17 protein-coding genes, 1 tRNA gene and 1 pseudogene are annotated in these 15,375 nt (G+C 68.0%); 8 read left to right on the forward strand and 11 right to left on the reverse strand.

The features are described 5' to 3' along the window. Window positions 1–36 precede the first annotated feature (36 nt). Window positions 37–411: a hypothetical protein gene (locus DYE23_RS26335; RefSeq protein WP_115328576.1), complete on the forward strand. Its 375-nt coding sequence runs from the start codon at window positions 37–39 to the stop codon at window positions 409–411. On the opposite strand, the gene DYE23_RS26340 is transcribed toward DYE23_RS26335, so the two are convergent. Continuing rightward, a complete protein-coding gene (locus DYE23_RS26340) occupies window positions 402–1,439 on the reverse strand; it encodes an NAD(P)H-dependent amine dehydrogenase family protein (protein ID WP_115329113.1) in 1,038 nt (345 codons plus the stop codon). The two genes, DYE23_RS26335 and DYE23_RS26340, sit on opposite strands and share 10 nt — an antisense overlap. A 78-nt stretch (window positions 1,440–1,517) precedes the next feature. On the opposite strand from DYE23_RS26340, the gene DYE23_RS26345 reads away from it, so the two are divergent. After that, window positions 1,518–2,435 carry an NAD(P)H-dependent flavin oxidoreductase gene (locus DYE23_RS26345; protein ID WP_115328577.1) on the forward strand — a complete coding sequence of 306 codons (918 nt, stop codon included), beginning with the start codon at window positions 1,518–1,520 and terminating at the stop codon, window positions 2,433–2,435. Between the two features lie 30 nt (window positions 2,436–2,465). Further along, complete coding sequence (locus DYE23_RS26350) at window positions 2,466–2,807, forward strand: hypothetical protein (protein ID WP_115328578.1); 342 nt, start codon at window positions 2,466–2,468, stop codon at window positions 2,805–2,807. Window positions 2,808–2,813: 6 nt separating this feature from the next. Here DYE23_RS26350 and DYE23_RS26355 read toward each other — a convergent pair whose 3' ends face one another. Together DYE23_RS26355 and DYE23_RS26360 are read right to left on the reverse strand one after the other, a co-directional pair. Then, window positions 2,814–3,572 carry a DeoR/GlpR family DNA-binding transcription regulator gene (locus tag DYE23_RS26355; protein ID WP_115328579.1) on the reverse strand — a complete coding sequence of 253 codons (759 nt, stop codon included), beginning with the start codon at window positions 3,570–3,572 and terminating at the stop codon, window positions 2,814–2,816. 18 nt (window positions 3,573–3,590) lie between these two features. Next, window positions 3,591–5,570 carry a PTS mannitol transporter subunit IICBA gene (locus tag DYE23_RS26360; RefSeq protein WP_115328580.1) on the reverse strand — a complete coding sequence of 660 codons (1,980 nt, stop codon included), beginning with the start codon at window positions 5,568–5,570 and terminating at the stop codon, window positions 3,591–3,593. A 177-nt stretch (window positions 5,571–5,747) separates the two neighbouring features. On the opposite strand from DYE23_RS26360, the gene DYE23_RS26365 reads away from it, so the two are divergent. The 4 genes from DYE23_RS26365 to DYE23_RS26380 all read left to right on the forward strand — a co-directional run bounded on the left by DYE23_RS26365 (window position 5,748) and on the right by DYE23_RS26380 (window position 8,981). Next, window positions 5,748–6,833 carry a zinc-dependent dehydrogenase gene (locus DYE23_RS26365; RefSeq protein ID WP_115328581.1) on the forward strand — a complete coding sequence of 362 codons (1,086 nt, stop codon included), beginning with the start codon at window positions 5,748–5,750 and terminating at the stop codon, window positions 6,831–6,833. An 89-nt stretch (window positions 6,834–6,922) separates the two neighbouring features. Beyond that, on the forward strand, window positions 6,923–7,096 hold the full coding sequence (locus DYE23_RS26370; protein WP_013473020.1) for a CsbD family protein: 174 nt from the start codon (window positions 6,923–6,925) through the stop codon (window positions 7,094–7,096). Window positions 7,097–7,339: 243 nt separating this feature from the next. Next, window positions 7,340–8,461 carry a hypothetical protein gene (locus tag DYE23_RS26375; RefSeq protein ID WP_235660496.1) on the forward strand — a complete coding sequence of 374 codons (1,122 nt, stop codon included), beginning with the start codon at window positions 7,340–7,342 and terminating at the stop codon, window positions 8,459–8,461. A gap of 241 nt (window positions 8,462–8,702) precedes the next feature. Continuing rightward, window positions 8,703–8,981, forward strand: a complete 279-nt coding sequence (locus DYE23_RS26380; protein WP_011892113.1) for a hypothetical protein — start codon at window positions 8,703–8,705, stop codon at window positions 8,979–8,981. Between the two features lie 61 nt (window positions 8,982–9,042). Here the strand turns inward: DYE23_RS26380 and DYE23_RS26385 are convergent. The 3 genes from DYE23_RS26385 to DYE23_RS26395 all read right to left on the reverse strand — a co-directional run bounded on the left by DYE23_RS26385 (window position 9,043) and on the right by DYE23_RS26395 (window position 10,221). Continuing rightward, window positions 9,043–9,133 (reverse strand) — tRNA-Ser (locus DYE23_RS26385). A 117-nt stretch (window positions 9,134–9,250) separates the two neighbouring features. Next, a complete protein-coding gene (locus tag DYE23_RS26390) occupies window positions 9,251–9,700 on the reverse strand; it encodes a nucleoside deaminase (RefSeq protein WP_115328583.1) in 450 nt (149 codons plus the stop codon). Continuing rightward, complete coding sequence (locus DYE23_RS26395) at window positions 9,697–10,221, reverse strand: tRNA adenosine deaminase-associated protein (protein WP_115328584.1); 525 nt, start codon at window positions 10,219–10,221, stop codon at window positions 9,697–9,699. The genes DYE23_RS26390 and DYE23_RS26395 overlap by 4 nt, the downstream gene beginning before the upstream one ends. A gap of 57 nt (window positions 10,222–10,278) precedes the next feature. Here DYE23_RS26395 and DYE23_RS26400 point away from each other — a divergent pair, with 57 nt between their 5' ends. Next, complete coding sequence (locus tag DYE23_RS26400; RefSeq protein ID WP_115328585.1) at window positions 10,279–11,238, forward strand: prephenate dehydrogenase; 960 nt, start codon at window positions 10,279–10,281, stop codon at window positions 11,236–11,238. Here the strand turns inward: DYE23_RS26400 and DYE23_RS26405 are convergent. The 5 genes and pseudogenes from DYE23_RS26405 to DYE23_RS26425 form a co-directional block, all read right to left on the reverse strand. Further along, on the reverse strand, window positions 11,201–11,797 hold the full coding sequence (locus DYE23_RS26405; RefSeq protein ID WP_011892109.1) for a putative glycolipid-binding domain-containing protein: 597 nt from the start codon (window positions 11,795–11,797) through the stop codon (window positions 11,201–11,203). The genes DYE23_RS26400 and DYE23_RS26405 overlap by 38 nt on opposite strands. Then, window positions 11,798–12,576: pseudogene (locus DYE23_RS26410) on the reverse strand (ABC transporter permease); the annotation flags it as partial. Beyond that, complete coding sequence (locus DYE23_RS26415; RefSeq protein WP_013473023.1) at window positions 12,573–13,247, reverse strand: ABC transporter permease; 675 nt, start codon at window positions 13,245–13,247, stop codon at window positions 12,573–12,575. The gene DYE23_RS26415 and the pseudogene DYE23_RS26410, both read right to left, overlap by 4 nt. Before the next feature lie 5 nt (window positions 13,248–13,252). Beyond that, window positions 13,253–14,362, reverse strand: a complete 1,110-nt coding sequence (locus tag DYE23_RS26420; RefSeq protein WP_115328587.1) for an ABC transporter ATP-binding protein — start codon at window positions 14,360–14,362, stop codon at window positions 13,253–13,255. Continuing rightward, a complete protein-coding gene (locus DYE23_RS26425; RefSeq protein ID WP_115328588.1) occupies window positions 14,363–15,313 on the reverse strand; it encodes an ABC transporter substrate-binding protein in 951 nt (316 codons plus the stop codon). It abuts the gene before it with no gap. Window positions 15,314–15,375 lie beyond the last annotated feature (62 nt).

The following is a 15,375-nucleotide window of genomic DNA, read 5'->3' on the forward strand; positions in this document are numbered from 1 at the left end:
CCCGCGGACACCGCCCTGCGTTTTAGGGTGTCACCCATGAAGCTGATGGTTGCGGCGGCGTTCGCCGGTGGTCTGCTGGCCGCGCCGCTCATCGGGGTGGGGGCAGGCACCGCGTCGGCCCTCCCGGGCACCTGTGACGGTTCCGGCTGCGTGCCCTATGTGCGCGCCGGCGTGCAACCTGGCGGGCACTGCCTGCAGACCACGCGATACAACTACGGCTTCGACAGCTCCGGCAACACCTTGGCGTGCAACTCCAAGAGCATGTGGATCTCATCGCCGCCGCTGGTCGGGGTGCGGACGCTGCGTTCGGTGTGCGACACCTCGGGGGTGGCCCAGAGCCCCGACGGTGTTCCGCTGGTGTGCAAGGACGGCGCCTGGAGCGCCGACTACTGGACGATGTTCTACGGCTGACGGTCCGCAGCCGGCCGCCCGAACGCCGCCGAGTTGTAGATCAGCGGCAGCGACGCCGACGTCGCGAACCCGGGCTCGGCCTCGCAGACGGCGGGCACGGCGTTGAGCACCTGCATCGCGGTCGCGACGTTGGCCGACCGCACGTGTTCTGCCATGTCCGCGGCGCGGGTGAAGCTCGCCAACGACACGAAGTGCGTCTGCATCGACGGATCACCCTCGATCGTCAGCGTCCACCCGTGTCGGGGCGTCGGCCAGTGGCCGGGGTACTCGTTGCCGACAGTCCACAGCGTCTCGATCTCGACGCGGGTTTCACCGGCCCGCAACCCCTTCCAGCTCCAGCGCTGACCGGCCGTCGTGCCCGCCCGCAGCGGATGTCCGAAGATCTCGTGATCACGCTGCGCGGCAACGGCTTCGACCTCGGCCGTGACCTCGTCGAGGTCCGCACCCAGTGCGTCGCCGAGGAACCACACCTGCTCACTGAAGATCGAGCTGTTGAAGGCCAGGAAGTCGGTGGAGGCCGGACCGATGGACTCGACCGGTTGCCCGAATGCCATGTTGTCGAACGTGATTCCGGTGCTCTCGTAGACAGACCAGTCCGCCCGCTCCTGCAGCGTGATCCGGTCGATGCGCCGGCTCATCCCGGCCAGTGCCAGCGGCAGCACACCGGACAGGTTGCCGGGGTTCAGCCCGCTGCCGTGCACCGAGGTCGCGCCGGTCCGGCAGGCGGCGAGCACCCGGTCACGCTCGACCGGATCCATCCGGCGCGGGTGGAACATGAACGCGGTGGTGGCCACGTTCTTGCCACTCGCCAGCACCGCGCACACGTCGTCGACGCGTGCCGTCCGCGGCGTGTAGAGCACGCAGTCGGCGTCCAGTGCGAGGATCGCCTCGACGTCGGTCGTCGCCCGCACCCCGATCGGTGCCCTGCCGAGCAACTCACCGATGTCGGCTCCGTCCTTGTCCTCGGAGTACACGCGCGCGCCGACGAGCTCGAGGTCTGATCGGGAATCGAGGATCGCGGCCATCATCTCCACCCCGACGGCCCCGGTGCCCCATTGGATGACTCGGTACACGCCGCGGACGCTAGCAGCATTACGGTTACGCCCGTGACCAATCGCATTCAGGACCTCCTCGGCGTCGAGTTCCCGGTGGTGCAGGCACCCATGACCTACATCGCCCGCGCCGAGCTCGCCGCGGCGGTGTCCGAGGGCGGCGGCCTGGGGATGATCGAGACCCTCACCGAGGAGGGACGCGCCGACCTGCTGCGCGTTCGCGATCTCACCGACCGGCCTGTCGCGGCGAACCTGATGATCCAGGGTTGGAAGCGGGATCCGTCGATCGTCGACGTGCTCGCCGCCGCCGGGGTGCGCCACGTGTTCACCTCGGCCGGTGACCCGGCGCTGTTCACCGACAGGCTGCACGACGCCGGCATGACCGTGGTGCACGTGATCGGCTCGCTCAAAGGCGCGATGAAAGCGGCCGATGCCGGCGTGGACGCGCTGGTCGTCGAAGGCGTGGAGGGCGGCGGCTTCAAGTCGGCGCTGGGCGCCTCGACGATGGTGCTGCTCCCCCTGGTGGCCGAGCGGGTGGACCTGCCGCTGATCTGCGCGGGCGGCATCTGCGACGCGCGCTCTGCCGCGGCCGCGGTGGTGCTCGGCGCCGAGGGGCTGCAGATGGGCACCCGGATGCTGGCCAGCGCCGAAGCCCTGGTGCACACCAACTTCAAGGACGCGATCGTCGCGGCCGACGATTCGGGCACGATCCTGCTCGACGTCCCGGGGAACCCGACGATGCGGGTGCTGCGCACCGGGCTCGCGACCCGGATCGACGAGCAGGACGCGGACGCGAAACTCCTCGGCCGCATCACCGACCTGTACTTCGGCGGCGACCTGGAGGCCAGTGTCGCCAACACCGGTCAGGTGTCCTCACGCATCACCGGACTGGTCCCCGCCGCCGACATCGTCCGGCAGACGTGGTGCGACATCCAGGCTGTGCTCGACGACACACGTGCCCGGCTCGGTTGATCCCCCGCCCGAGCGGGCACACTCACGGGCATGGACGGAGATATCGACGAAGGCGGACCCGACGACACGCTGAGCCCGAGCGAATCGCTCGACTCGGATGAGGTCCGCAACGACGACGGGGACATCGTCGTCGATCCGCCCGACCGGTGGATCGAACCCGAGGAGCACCAGACCCTCGACGAGCAACTCGCCGCCGAGGTTCCCGACACCACCGCAGCCATCGACCTTCCCGACGACCGACCGACCCGGCAGGATCACGGCCAGATCGACGGGACCCCCGAGGACGGCGACTCGTTCTTCACCGTCGTCGACGAGGACGAGAACCAGCGCGTTCCCGGCGACGACGAGGCGGACTCGATCATCGAGGACTGAGTCCGGTCAGGCGCGGATGACGACGGGGCCGAGCGCCTCGTAGCGGCGCGCGTCCTCGGCGCTCAGTTCGTGCCCGGACACGATCGCCTCGAAGTCACCGATCTGGGCGAACCGGCAGAAGCTGCTCTCGCCGAACTTCGAATGCGCCGCGACGAGGACCGGTCGGCGCGCGACACGAACCGCGGTGCCCTTCACCGCGGCGACCGCCGGGTCAGGTGTCGTCAGGCCGTGTTCGAGCGAAATCCCGTTCGTGCCAAGGTAAGCCACATCGATGACCAGGCTGCTGAGCATGTCCACCGCCCAGTGGTCCACCGTGGCCAGCGTGCGTCCACGCATGCGGCCGCCGAGCAACAGCACCGTCACCGAACGGCTGTGCGCGAGCGCCTCGGCGGCCAACAGCGACGAGGTGACGACCGTCAGTTCCCGCTCGGCGAGTCGCTCGGCGATCAGGCGCGGGGTGAATCCCTCGTCCAGGTACACGGTTTCGGCACCGTGCAGCAGTTCTGCCGCCGCGGCGGCGATTCGGTGCTTCTGACTGAGATCCACCTGGCTGCGGTACTCGACGCCGGATTCGAACGCCGCCGTCTCCAGGGGTACCGCGCCACCGTGCACCCGCTTGAGGAGCCGACGGCCCGCCAGCACCTTGAGGTCGCGGCGGATCGTCTCGCTCGCCACCTCCAGTTCGGCGGCGAGTGAGGCGACCTCGACCCGCCCGCGGGTACGGGCGAACTCGACGATGCGACTCTGGCGGGTGTCGGAATCCACCGGCCCAGGCTACTTTCGCTACTTCTCGGTCCCCATCAAGATCGACCTGATCTCCTCCGGGGTCTGCGCGCTGCGCAACCGGGAGACCTCGTCGGGTTTGGAGAACACCTGCGCGATCTTGCTCAACAGGGCCATGTGGTCCTTGCCCGCGCCGGCGATGCCGACCACGAACTCCGCGGGCTTGCCGTTCCAGTCGATCGGTTCGGGGTAGCGAACGAGCGACAACCCCGTGCGGCGGATCGCACCCTTGGCCTCATTGGTGCCGTGCGGGATCGCCAGCCCGTTGCCCATGTAGGTCGACACCGAGCTCTCCCGTTCGTGCATCGCATCGACGTAGGACGGTTCGACCGCACCGGCGTCCACCAGCAGCCGACCGGCTTCACTGATCGCATCGGCCGCCGAGGACGCCGACCCGTTCAGCACGATCGACGACAGCGCCAGCACGTCGCCGCCGGAAGACTGCGCGGGCTCGTCGTCGAGAGGTGCGGCGGCCGCCGCGCCACCGCCGTTGGTCTGCTTGAGCTGCTCGACGATCTCGTCGTAGCGCGGGCTGCTCATGAAGTCGTCGACCGACACGTGGATGGCCGACGCGGTCCGCTGACCTGCCCGTGCGGTCAGATCGCGATGCGAGACCACCAGGTCGTAGCTGTCTGTCAGATTCGAGATCGCCGAGTTCGTGACCTTGACGTCGCCGAAGCCCGCCTGCTGAATCTTCCTGCGCAGCACCGACGCTCCCATCGCCGACGATCCCATACCGGCGTCGCAGGCGAACACGATGCTCTTGATGGGTCCGCTCGGGCCGCCCGCCCCGACCAGTGCCGATGAGACGCTGGACTTCTTGCCCTTCATCGATTCCATCGATGCGGTGGCCGCGGCGAGATCCTGTTCGTCGTCGGCCTTGTCGGTCTTCAGCAGGAACGCCGCGACGACGAACGAGACCGTGGTCGCGCCGAGCACCGACAGCGTCACCCCGAGGAAACTGCCGCTCGCTGTCTGCGCGTAGATCGCGATGATCGAACCGGGCGCCGCCGGAGCGCGCAGACCGGAGCCGAACAGCACGTTGATGAACACGCCGGTCATGCCGCCGAGGATCGTGGCGATGATCAGCTTCGGCTTCATCAGCACATACGGGAAGTAGATCTCGTGGATGCCGCCGAAGAACTGGATGATCGCGGCGCCGGGGGCCGAGGCGCGGGCGATGCCCTTGCCGAAGAACGTGAACGCCAACAGGATTCCGAGTCCCGGTCCCGGGTTGGTCTCCAGCAGGAACAGGATCGACTTGCCGGTCTCGAGCGCCTGTGTGGTACCCAGCGGCGTCAGCACACCGTGGTTGATCGCATTGTTGAGGAACAACACCTTCGCCGGCTCGATCAGGATCGAGGTGAGCGGCAGCAGATCGTTGTCGACGAGGAAGTCCACCGCGTTGCCTGCGCCGCGGGTGAACGCCGACACGATGGGCCCGATGCCGAAGAAGCCGAAGACCGCCAGGATCATGCCCAGGATGCCGGCGGAGAAGTTGTCGACGAGCATCTCGAAGCCGGGCCGGATCTTGCCGTCCCAGAGCGCGTCGATCTTCTTCATGCACCAACCGCCGAGCGGGCCCATGATCATCGCGCCGAGGAACATCGGCACATCGGCACCGGTGACGACGCCGACCGTCGCGATCGCGCCGACGACGGCGCCGCGGTTGCCGTGGATCATCCGGCCGCCGGTGTAGCCGATCAGGATCGGCAGCAGGAAGGTGATCATCGGGCCGACGATCCCGGCGCCGTCGTAGGAGCCCCAGCCGCCGATCTTGGCGACCCAGCCGTCGGGATCCTTGAGTCCGGCGAAGATCCCCTGCAGCCAGCCCTGCTCGATGAACAGGGCGGTGATGAGGCCCCAGGCGATGAACGCGGCGATGTTGGGCATGACCATGTTGGACAGCGCGGTGCCCAGCTTCTGGACCCGCACCCGCACCCCGGTGCGTTCCGGCGCGTCGACAGTCGATTGCGACATCTGAGTCCTCCGATTCGTGGGGGCCGGGGTGACAGCCGTCACATCCAATGCTCTCAGTAGACCGCACAAACGGGCATCAATGCAAGCATTCGGTCAAACTCGGTCAGATTTTTCGGTGGTTTTATGCCCGATTGAGCGATAGAGTGCGGTAGAGCACACCCGATCGAGAGGACCACCATGAAGGCTCTGCGCTTCTACGCCCCCGAGGACGTCCGGCTGGAAGACGTGCCGGAGCCCGACTGCGCGCCCGACGAGGTCAAGCTCCGCGTCCGCAACTGCTCGACGTGCGGCACGGACGTCAAGATCTTCTACAACGGCCACCAGAACCTGACCCCGCCCCGCACCATCGGGCACGAGATCGCCGGCGAGATCGTCGAGGTCGGCGCCGAAGTGAATGCGACCTACGGCACCGAGTGGGAGGTCGGCGACCGGGTGCAGGTGATCGCCGCGGTCCCGTGCGGCGAGTGCCATGAGTGCCGCAAGGGCTGGATGGCCGTGTGTCAGAACCAGACGTCCATGGGCTACCAGTACGACGGCGGGTTCGCCGAGTACATGATCGTGCCCCGGCAGGTGCTCAAAGTCGATGGGCTGAACCGGATTCCGGACAACGTCGGATTCGATGAGGCGTCGGCGGCCGAACCGTTCGCATGTGCGATCAACGCGCAGGAACTGCTCGGCATCGAAGAGGGCGACACGGTCGTCGTGTTCGGTGCGGGCCCGATCGGGTGCATGCACATCCGCATCGCCCGCGGAGTCCACAAGTGTGGACCCATCTATTTGGTCGACGTCAACGACGCGCGACTGAAGATGTCGGCGGACGCGGTCAACCCCGACGGCGTGATCAACGCCGCCGAGGTCGACGTCGTCGAGAAGGTCATGGAGCTCACCGGAGGTCGTGGCGCCGACATCGTCATCACCGCGACGGCCGCCAATATTGCTCAGGAGCAAGCTATTTCAATGGCGGCACGCAACGGCCGCATCTCGTTCTTCGGCGGTCTGCCCAAGACGGACCCGACCATCACGTGCGACTCGAACGTGGTGCACTACCGCCAACTACACATCCACGGCGCCAACGGTTCTGCGCCCGAGCACAACAAGCGGGCGCTGGAGTACATCTCGACCGGGCAGGTGCCGGTGAAGGACCTCATCACCCGTCACATCCCGCTCGACGACGTGCTCGACGCGTTCCAGATCGTCAAGAAGGGTGAGGCGATCAAGGTGACGGTGGAGCCGACTCCCGCTGAGGTACCCGCCGGAGTGTGACGTCAGGTTTCGATCTTGCGGCGTCAAGGTACTCCCCTCCCATGGCTCCGACCCACGAGCCGCTATCCCTACTGACCGGAGGAACGCACATGGGCGCCGACGACAAGGCAAGCAACAAGATCGACGACCTCGGAGGCAAGGCCAAAGAGGGTCTCGGCAAGCTGACCGGCGACAAGGGCACCGAGAACGAGGGCAAGTTCGACCAGGCCAAGTCGAGCATCAAGGACGCCGGCGAGAAGATCAAGGACGCGTTCAAGAACTGACGACGCGAGCCGTCAGCCTGTCACCCTGTGCGGGTGGCAGGCTTTCTGCTTTCCCGGGCTCTCCGGCCACGTCCAGCAACGTGAGGCTGCTTAGCCCCGGACGGGGCGACCCGCGCTAAGCTTCTTCCCTCCCGGAGCAGCGACCGACAGTCCCTGCCCGGTAACCAGGGGAATGGGGGCATCGCCGTGGGTCGGCACAGTCTGTCGTACGTCACTGAACTGCAGGAATGTTCCAGCGCACCGGTGCGGCGGTCCACCGCCGGCCACGTCGGCCGGGTGGGACTACTGGCGGTCGCGTTGGGAATCGGTGCGGCAGCGGTGGGCGGCACCGCGGTTGCCGGTGCTGACACAGAGTCCAGCAATTCCGCCCGATCGTCGGCGGTATCGGCCAAGCCCAGCACGGACCGGACGGCCGACGACTCCGCCGACACATCACAGCGCGGTGGCTCCCGGGCAGACGACGACCCCGCCTCGGCGCCGACGACGGCGCTCGCCGGTGTACGACGCGACGCCGAGGACACCCGGGACGCCGACGACCCTGACGCCGGAGACGTCGCGGCGGCGAAGGCGGCCGTGGAAGCCGACGCGGACGACGATGCTGCGGACGGCGACGCTGCGGAGGGCGATGCTGCGGCCCCGGACCCCGATGATCAGGTCGACACCGAGTACGGCGACATCGGCAAGTGGATGCTCGATTCCCGTGGTGAGATCGCCGACTACGGCGGACTGCCGTACGAGGGCCGCACGGTGCTCGAACCGGTCAACGTCGTGATCGTCGACTCGCGCTCACGCAGCACACTGGAAGCCACCTGGCGACTCAACGCGGCCATGTGGCGGGCCGGTTTCCCACCGCGGCTGATCCACAGCACCGGGTTCCGCGGGCTCATCGACAGTCAGCTCTACCGTCAGCAGCCGCGGGGACTCCTGGTCGGCTACTCCGACGCGTTCTTCCTCCTGCCGAACAACCACGGGCGGATCTTCGGGCCCGACCCTGTCGAGACGAGCAGCGGCTACGTGTGGAGCGGTGCGTTCAGCACCGAGGAGTTCGTGTTCTACCAGGGCCTGCCCCGGCACGCGTATGTGTCGGGGAATGACGCCAGGGACGCGCTGGCGGCGAAGCTCGTCACCAGCGGTCGGGCCACACTGGGAACGCCTGTCTCGCTGGAGAATTCGTACAACACCGACACAGTGACCACCGGGGACCACGACGGCTACGCGGCGGTCCTGATGCTGAACAACCTCACGACGTTCGCAGCTTCGGCTTCGGCCTCGGACTCGCGTCGCTGCGCGCCGGCGGGCGTCTTCGCCATCGCGGGATCGTCGTGCGGGGCGCCGGGAGTACCTGCCGAGTCCGGATCGCGGTAGTGGCTGAGGCCGATCCTCGAGTCGAAGAGCGCCAGGCAATCGCGCGAAAGGGCACGAGTCCGCGGACTAGGCTGGAAACGAAGTGCCCGCCCCTCCCTGATGGTTACGCGACGCACGGAGTGCGCCCGCCGAGCTCCTGAAGCCCTTGTCGAGCGGGCGGGCGAACCGCCGACTCTCAGAGAAGAGGCCCGTGAACGACACAGCACACGACCTTCCCTCGCCCGACGAGTTCCGTCGAAAGATGGCCCACCTCGACCGCGAATTCGCCGATGCCCGACGTTATCTGTCGAGATTGAGCGCCGAGGACTACGAATCGCTCAGCGCGTTGATGGCGGAAATTCACCGCAACGGGCGGGCCATGACGGTATTGGCAGCGATGGCGGTGCAAGCCCTCGACTTCGCCCAACTGGCGGCCGACCGTCTCGACGGCGGTGTCCAGAAATGGCTCGACGAATCAGTCATGGCTCAGGACACCGCCGAGAACGAGCGGGATCAGAGCGAGCTGGGTGGCGAGGCATAGCCTCCTCAGCGCGCAGCGCGCAAGAAACAGCCCCTCACCTGCGTTAACAGGATCGGGGCTATGGCGGTGGCGGAGGGATTTGAACCCTCGGACGGGGGTTACCCGTCACACGCTTTCGAGGCGTGCTCCTTAGGCCGCTCGGACACGCCACCGTGTGGCAGCTTACCTATGGGCAGGGCTGGCACCAAAACGCCGCCGAGAGTGCGGTGAGGGCGGTCGAGAGCCCGAAAGCCCGCCCTGGACGCACGCTCGCGGGGAAGGACGCGCGTTCACCGTTGGCGGGCGAAGAACTCCTCCAGCGGCGCCGCGCACTCGGCCTCCAGCACTCCGCCGCGGACCTGCGGGCGGTGCGTCAGCCGCCGGTCGCGCACGACGTCCCACAGCGATCCCACCGCACCGGTCTTGGGCTCCCACGCCCCGAACACCACCCGCGCCACCCGGGCCATCACCAGCGCACCGGCGCACATCGTGCACGGCTCGACCGTCACCGCGAGCGTCGCCCCCTCCAGCCGCCAGCCGTCGCCGTGAACCAGCGCCGCCGCCCGCAGCGCCAGGATCTCGGCGTGTGCGGTCGGGTCGCCGAGTTCCTCGCGGGCATTGGCCGCCCGGGCCAGCTCGGTACCGTTCGCGTCGAACACCACCGCACCGATCGGCACATCAGAGGGCCCGGCCGCACGGGCGGCGGACAGCGCGGCCCGAACGAGGTCCTCGTCGGTCACCTGCCCAGACGATCGAGCAACGCCGAGAGCTCGTCGGCGAAGCCCATCTCCCGCGCGATGCGCCCGACCTGCTCGTCGGCGTACAGGTCGTCACTCTCGTCGAGGATCACCCCGAGCACCGCCTCCGGCAGCCCGATGTCGGACAGCACTGCCAGGTCGCCCTCCTCGAACGGGTCGCACCGCTCGAGCTCGTCGTCGTCGATATCGGAGTCGAGCTTCTCGAGCACCTCGGCCGCGATGTCGTAGTCGAGTGCGGCCGTCGCGTCCGAGAGCAGCAGCCGGGTGCCGGACGGGGCCGGCCGGAGAATCACGAAGAACTCGTCGTCGATGTCCAGAATCCCGAAAACAGCTCCGGCGCTGCGTAGTTCACGCAGTTCGGTCTCGGCTGCAGTGAGGCTCGTCAGGGCGGCCTTCTGCATCGCGGTGCATCGCCACTTGCCGTCCTCCCGGACGACCGCCACGCCGAAGCCGTCCGGAACGTCGGTCACCCGCTCCTGCTTCTGTGCACTCTGCGCTCCCATGGCAGCAACCGTAGTCCCCTGCCAAGGCCTTGACCAGCGCGTCCGTACCCTGAGCAGGTGACCACTCCACCGGTGTGCGTGATCGGCCTCGGCCTGATCGGCGGTTCACTGATGCGCGCGGCGAAAGCCGCCGGCCGCGAGGTCTTCGGCTACAACCGGTCCGTCGACGGTGTCGAGGCGGCCCGTGCCGACGGCTTCGACGCCACCGCCGATCTCGACGAAGCACTGTCCCGGGCATCCGCGTCCGACGCGCTGATCGTGCTGGCCGTGCCGATGCCCGCGCTGCCGTCGATGTTGCGTCATGTCCGCGCCGTCGCGCCGAACTGCGCGCTGACCGACGTCACCAGCGTCAAACGCGCTGTCCTCGACGCGGTGGCCGAGGCCGGGCTGCTGGACCGTTTCGTCGGCGGACACCCGATGACCGGCACCGCGTACTCGGGATGGAGCGCCGGTGACGCGCGGCTCTTCGTCGACACACCCTGGGTGCTCAGCGTCGACGATCACGTCGACCCCGACGTCTGGGCCCAGGTGATGCGCCTCGCGCTGGACTGCGGCGCGTTCGTCGTCCCCGCCCGCTCCGACGAGCACGACACCGCCGCCGCGACGATCTCGCACCTGCCGCATCTGCTCGCCGAGGCCCTGGCCGCGACGGCCGGCGAGGTTCCGCTCGCGTTCGCGCTCGCCGCCGGATCGTTCCGCGACGGCACCCGCGTCGCGGGCACCGCACCCGATCTGGTGCGCGCGATGTGTGAGGCGAACGCCGCGCAGGTGGTGCCGGTTCTCGACCAGACGCTGCGCCTGCTCACCGACGCCCGCAACCGGCTGGCACAGCATCAGCCCGTCGCGGAGCTCGTCGAGACGGGGCATGCCGCGCGCATCCGCTACGACAGTTTCAGCCGACCGCAGATCGTCGCCGTGACGATCGGATCCGAGGGCTGGCGCGACGAACTCACCGCCGCCGGGCGCGCCGGCGGGGTGATCAGATCCGCTCTGCCAGTCCGGGGTAATCGAGGATGAACCCGTCCGCATCGACGGTGATCGAGGTGTCGGCGACCGGCGAGGTGAGGCTGATCCCGCTGTCGGTCGCCGCATAGCTGATCGACTCGACGACCACCGACAGGTCGTGCACTCGGACGTAGACCACGGGTACGGTCACCGACTCGCCGCTGCCCGGCAGCACGCCGAGGCGGCGGATCGGCAGCGCGTTGAAGAACGGGCTGAAGACCATGTCGACGTCCAGTGCGCCGTCGAACGCGGACCTGCTGGTCTGTCCGGAATGCTCCTGGACCAGCCACATGTTCTCTTCGTCACGCGCGATCGAGAGCTGACGCTCGCGTTCGGCGAGCGTCACGGTGAGCGAGAGCCGTTTCGTCGCGCCGAGTTCGTCGGTGACGAGGTCGTAGGACGCACTGAACGCGGGATGCGCTGACGTGGCGGCGGCGACGACCCGGCCGTAGGCCTTGACGCGTTTGCCCGAGAGCTGCACACGAACCGACTCCATCCGCGGTTCGTCGTGGGCTCGCCACGTCAGGACTGCGGGCCAGCTCTGCGTGCCCGAGCGGTCGGCTTCACTCATGCCCTCTACCGTATGCGACGGCTCCCGCCGTTCGTGACCGGACTGCGAACGGCCGGTGAACCCGACTCCAGCGCCACCTCGTCGTCGAGGAAGGGCTGGGGCATCGCGCGCCGACGGCTCAGCCTGCCGGTGCCCGGGACCGACGCCCACACCGCGAAGGCGAGCAACGCGTCCAGTATCAGTGCCAGCGCGGTGACCATCAGCGCGCCGACGAGCGCGAGGTAGAACTCCCGCACCTTGATGCCGTCGATGAGGTAGCGGCCCAGCCCGCCCAAACTCGCGTAGGCGGCGACGGTCGCCGTCGCGACGATCTGCAGCGTGGCGGTCCTCAGCCCGCCGAGGATCAGCGGCAGCGCGTTCGGCGTCTCGACCCGCAGCAGGATGCGCGACTCCGTCATGCCCATCGATCGGGCGGCGTCGACCACTGACCTGTCCACGTTCGCGATGCCCGAGTAGGCGCCGGCCAGCAGCGGCGGTATGCCGAGCAGCATCAGCGCCACCGTGGGCGGGATGAGACCGAGCCCCCACAGCAGCACCCCGAGCAGTAGCACCCCCAGCGTCGGCAGTGCGCGCAGCGCGTTCACTCCGGTCACCACGACGAAGGTGCCCCGCCCCGTGTGGCCGATCAGCATGCCCAGCGGCACCGCGATCAGCGCGGAGAAGAACACCGCGATGACGGTGTACTGCAGGTGTTCGAGGATGCGGGCGGTCAGACCGGCCGGCCCGGCCCAGTTGGCCGCGGTGAAGATGAACGACAGCGCCTCCTGCAGGAAGTTCATGCCGACACCCCCGCCTTCTGCGTCCTGGTCGTCCGCGGCTGGGCTCGGGTCCACGGCGTCAGGAGTTTGCCCAGCCACATGATGAGCGTGTCGATCACGATGGCCAGCACGAAGATCGCGACGATACCGGCGATGATCTGGTCACTCTTGTTGGCCTGATAGCCCTCGGTGAACCAGGTCCCCAGACCGCCGATACCGATCACCGAACCGACGGCCACCATCGAGATGTTGGTCACGGCGACCACCCGCAGACTGGCGATGAGCACCGGAAGTGCCAGCGGCAGCTCCACTTTCAGCATCCGGGTGAGCGGCCGGTATCCGACCGCGGTGGCGGCGTCGAGTACCGCCGGCGACACCGCGTCCAGCGCCTCCGGGACCGCCCGCACCAGCAGCGCCACCGTGTACAGGGTCAGCGCGACGATCACGTTGGCCTCGTCCAGGATCCGGGTCGGGATGATCAGCGGCAGCACCACGAACAGCGCCAGCGACGGGATCGTGAAGATGATGCTCGCGGTGACCGTGGTGAGCCGGCGCAGCGCGGTCGTCCGCTGCACCAGCGCCCCGAGCGGCACCGCGATCAGCAGACCCAGCACGATCGGGATCAGCGAGAGCCGAAGGTGGATCAGCGTCAGCACCCACAGATCGTCGAGGTGGGTGAACAGATAGCGCATCGCCGCTACCCCTCGTGCCGGGCTCTGCGCTGCGTGTCGAGCGCGGCGAGCACATCGTCGGCCTTCACCCCACCGACCACTTGACCCTCGGCGTCGACCGCGACCCCGAGACCGGACGGCGAGGACAGTGCCGCATCCAGAGCCAGCCGCAGCGTTCCGTCCGGGCGGAACAGCGAACCACCGGCGATCGTGCTGTCGTACAGCGAGGCGCCCTTGCGGTGCAGGTCCACGCCCTCGGCGTCGATCCACGCGTACGGGGTGCCGTCGGGTCTGGTCACCAGCACCCAGTCGCCGGAACCCAGTGTCAGCGCGTCGATCTCGGGCTCACCGACGTGGCGGATGTCGTGCAGCGGCAGCCCGGTTGCATGGAAGAACTGCAGCCCGCGATATCCGCGGTCGGCGCCGACGAACCCGGCGACGGAGTCGTTGGCCGGGTTGGACAGCAGACGCGCCGGTGCGTCGTACTGCTCCAGCACGCCGCCGCGGCCGAACACCGCGACCCTGTCGCCCAGCTTGATCGCCTCGTCGATGTCATGGGTGACGAACACGATCGTCTTGCGCAATTCGCTTTGCAGGCGCACGATCTCGACCTGCAGATCGTCGCGGACCACCGGGTCGACCGCGCTGAAAGGCTCGTCCATCAGCAGGATCGGAGGGTCCGCCGCCAGCGCGCGGGCCACCCCGACCCGCTGTTGCTGCCCGCCGGAGAGCTGCGCCGGGTAACGGTCGGCCAGCTTCGGGTCCAAGCCCACCCGCTCCATCACCCTCAGCGCGGATTTCCTTGCGCTGCGCCGTGATTCGCCCTGCAGCACCGGCACGGTGGCCACGTTGTCGATGACCCGCAGATGCGGCATCAGGCCCGCGCTCTGGATCACATAGCCGATGCCGAGGCGCAGTTTCACCGGGTCGACCTTGGTGACGTCCTTGCCGTCGACCGTCAGCGTTCCCGACGTCGGCTCGATCATCCGGTTGATCATCCGCATCGAGGTGGTCTTGCCACAGCCCGACGGTCCGACGAACACCGTCAGGGTTCCCTCCGGAACCTCCAGCGTCAGATCGTCGACGGCGACCGTGCCGTCCGGATACCTCTTGGTGACGTTCTCGAAGGTGATCATCTATCCCCCGATCGGCCGGTCGAAGCCGTTGTCCGCGATCCACTTCTGGGCCGCCTCATCGGGATCGATGCCCTGGTTTCCCTCCACCGACGTGTTCAGTTCGATCAGCGCCTCGGTGGTCAGTTTCGCGCTGACGGCGTCGAGCACCGTCTTGAGTTCGGCCGACATCTTCTGCGACGCCACCAGCGGAACGACGTTGGCGGCCAGGAACACGCTCTCCGGATCGTCGAGCACCACGAGCCTGCTCTGCTCGATGGCCGGGGAGGTGCTGAAGATGTTGGCGGCGGTGATCGCTCCGCTCGACAGCGCCTGCACGGTCGCCGGGCCGCCGCCGTCGCTGATCGCGACGAAGTTGGCGGGCGCGATGTCCAGACCGTACTTCTCCTTCAACCCCACCAGACCGGTGTAACGGGTCTGAAACTCCGACGGCGCACCGACTTTCACCTCCGGCGAGCGCGCCGCCAGATCGGCGATCGACGTCAGGTTCCAGCGCTGGGCGGTCTCCTCGGTCACCGCGAGGGTGTCCTTGTCCTCGGCCGGCGACGGGTACAGGATCGACAGGTCACCGGGCAGCGCCTTGAACAAGGCCAGCAGCACCTCGTCGGGGGTCGTCGCGGTGCTGTCGGCGTCGAAGTACTGCAGCAGGTTTCCGGTGTACTCCGGGATCAGATCGATCGAATGATCCTGCACGGCCGGAATGTAGGTCTCGCGGCTGCCGATGCCGAACTGACGGGTGATGGTGAAGTCGTTGGCCTCCAGCGCCTGCGCGTAGATCTCGGCGATGATCTTCGACTCGGTGAAGTCCGCCGACCCCACCTTGATGGTCTTGAGGTCGCCGGAGATCTCACCACCGCCGAGCGGGTTGGAGCTTCCGCACGCCGCCAGCAGAACGGCGATGAGCGCCAGCACAACCGGGACATACGCGGCTCCGGTTCGTCGGGTGACCGTCATCCGAACGTCCTTTCCGTCTCGCCGGGACCGCGAGCAAGGGTTGGGCCGACCATACGACACCT

Origin of the sequence: Mycolicibacterium gilvum (assembly GCF_900454025.1) — a bacterium.
GTDB lineage: Bacteria > Actinomycetota > Actinomycetes > Mycobacteriales > Mycobacteriaceae > Mycobacterium > Mycobacterium gilvum.

Coding starts and splice junctions, on each gene's coding strand:
- DYE23_RS26370 (WP_013473020.1), top strand. CDS start 6,923: ATGGGCGCCGACGACAAGGCAAGCAACAAGATCGACGACCTCGGAGGC.
- DYE23_RS26415 (WP_013473023.1), bottom strand. CDS start 13,247: ATGCGCTATCTGTTCACCCACCTCGACGATCTGTGGGTGCTGACGCTG.
- DYE23_RS26365 (WP_115328581.1), top strand. CDS start 5,748: ATGAAGGCTCTGCGCTTCTACGCCCCCGAGGACGTCCGGCTGGAAGAC.
- DYE23_RS26380 (WP_011892113.1), top strand. CDS start 8,703: ATGGCCCACCTCGACCGCGAATTCGCCGATGCCCGACGTTATCTGTCG.
- DYE23_RS26340 (WP_115329113.1), bottom strand. CDS start 1,439: ATGATGGCCGCGATCCTCGATTCCCGATCAGACCTCGAGCTCGTCGGC.
- DYE23_RS26350 (WP_115328578.1), top strand. CDS start 2,466: ATGGACGGAGATATCGACGAAGGCGGACCCGACGACACGCTGAGCCCG.
- DYE23_RS26395 (WP_115328584.1), bottom strand. CDS start 10,221: ATGGGAGCGCAGAGTGCACAGAAGCAGGAGCGGGTGACCGACGTTCCG.
- DYE23_RS26360 (WP_115328580.1), bottom strand. CDS start 5,570: ATGTCGCAATCGACTGTCGACGCGCCGGAACGCACCGGGGTGCGGGTG.
- DYE23_RS26405 (WP_011892109.1), bottom strand. CDS start 11,797: ATGAGTGAAGCCGACCGCTCGGGCACGCAGAGCTGGCCCGCAGTCCTG.
- DYE23_RS26420 (WP_115328587.1), bottom strand. CDS start 14,362: ATGATCACCTTCGAGAACGTCACCAAGAGGTATCCGGACGGCACGGTC.
- DYE23_RS26335 (WP_115328576.1), top strand. CDS start 37: ATGAAGCTGATGGTTGCGGCGGCGTTCGCCGGTGGTCTGCTGGCCGCG.
- DYE23_RS26425 (WP_115328588.1), bottom strand. CDS start 15,313: ATGACGGTCACCCGACGAACCGGAGCCGCGTATGTCCCGGTTGTGCTG.